Source organism: Leifsonia sp. KNZ12-8B (assembly GCF_056755495.1).
The window spans coordinates 1-1,446 of record NZ_JBPGXM010000245.1 but is presented as its reverse complement, the minus strand read 5'-3'; the positions used below and the strand labels follow the sequence as shown (position 1 = coordinate 1,446).

The 1,446-nt window shown below is 71.8% G+C and carries 2 protein-coding genes and 1 pseudogene; all 3 read left to right on the top strand.

Annotation, left to right across the window (positions count from 1 at the left end):
- Positions 1-533, top strand: a 533-nt coding sequence (locus ACR9ZG_RS18845) for a hypothetical protein (protein WP_481286374.1), incomplete at its 5' end; no start/stop codon positions are given.
- 152 nt (positions 534-685) lie between these two features.
- A complete protein-coding gene (locus tag ACR9ZG_RS18840; protein WP_481286373.1) occupies positions 686-949 on the top strand; it encodes a DUF7218 family protein in 264 nt (87 codons plus the stop codon).
- A 14-nt stretch (positions 950-963) separates the two neighbouring features.
- Positions 964-1,446, top strand: a pseudogene (locus ACR9ZG_RS18835) (hypothetical protein); the annotation flags it as partial.

Here is a 1,446-nt window from a genome sequence, read left to right as displayed (position 1 = left end):
CCTACAACCCGCCGCCCGCGCCTCCCGCGCCCGGCGCCTACCCCGCCTCGTCGGCCCCCGGCGCACCGGTCGCCGCGCCGACCGCGCCGCCGACCCCGGTGAACGTCGCCTTCTGGCTGTTCGTCGCCTCCGCGGTGCTCAGCGTGATCGGCGGCATCATCACCCTCGCGACCATCGGCGGAACCCGTGACTCGCTGCTCGAGAGCATCCAGTCCCAGGGATCCGTCGACGCGGCGCAGGCCCAGCAGGTCGTCGACGCCGCCATCGGCCTCGGCATCACCTGGGCGATCGTCACCCTGATCTTCTGGGCGGTCGTCTTCGTGCTGTTCGCGTTCCTGATGCGCCGCGGCGCCAACTGGGCCCGCATCGTCCTCACGGTGCTCACCGCCCTGTCGCTGCTGAACATCATCGCCGGCTTCGGTCTCGGCGCCCTGCAGGTCGTCGCCTCCATCGTCGCCGTCGTGCTGATGTGGCTGCGCCCCTCCACCGAGTACTTCAACGCCGTCAAGGCGACGAAGGCTCCGCGGGCGTAACCTCCCGCTCGAACACGAAGGGCCGCGGCACTGCGCCGCGGCCCTTCGTCGTGCGCGGGTTCATCGTGGGCGGGTTCGCGCGGGGTTCGCGCGGGGTTCGTCGTTCCGGCGAAGCGGCGTACCGTTCGTGCCGTCCGACGGAAGGAGACGACATGCCAGGACGACAGCCCCAGCTGAAGGACCGCGAACTGTACGAGAAGCTCCGCGACGAAGGCGACTCGAAGGAGAAGGCCGCCCGCATCTCCAACGCGGCCGCCGCACGCGGCCGGAAATCGGTCGGCAAGAAGGGCGGCTCGGCCGGCTCGTACGACGACATGACGGTGCCCGAGCTCAAGAAGCGCGCCAAGGAGCTCGGCCTCAGCGGCTACTCCAAGAAGAACAAGGGCGAGCTCGTCAAGGAGCTGCGGAACCACTGAGTACACTCCCCCGCATGGACCTGCGCACGGTTGCCGATGAGCTGTACGCGGTCGCGCCGGGGGACTTCGTGGCGGAGCGGGCCGCGGCGGCGAAGGAGGCCGACCGGGCGCTCGCCAAGGAGATCAAGGCGCTGCGGAAGCCGTCGGCGGCCGCCGCCGCGATCAATGCCCTCGTGCGCGAGCGCGGCGAGGTCATCCAGGACGTGCTCGACGTCGGCGACCGGATGCGCGAGGCGTTCGCCGACCGCGACCGCGACGCCATCCGCGCGCTGACGCAGGAGCGGCAGCGCGTGCTCCAGCGCGCCACCAGGGGCCTCGGCCTCAGCGCGAGCGTGCAGCGGGAGGTGGAGGAGACCCTCCAGGCGGCCGTCATCGATCCCGTGGCCGCCGCGGCCGTCCGCAGCGGCTTGCTGGTGCGGGCGCTCGAGTCGACCGGGGTGGATCAGGTCGACCTCGCGGACGCCGTGGCGCTCCCCATCGAGGTGGAGGGGGTGGAG

Excerpts from the sequence above, each read along its gene's own strand:
- ACR9ZG_RS18840 (WP_481286373.1), top strand. The coding sequence starts at position 686 with ATGCCAGGACGACAGCCCCAGCTGAAGGACCGCGAACTGTACGAGAAG.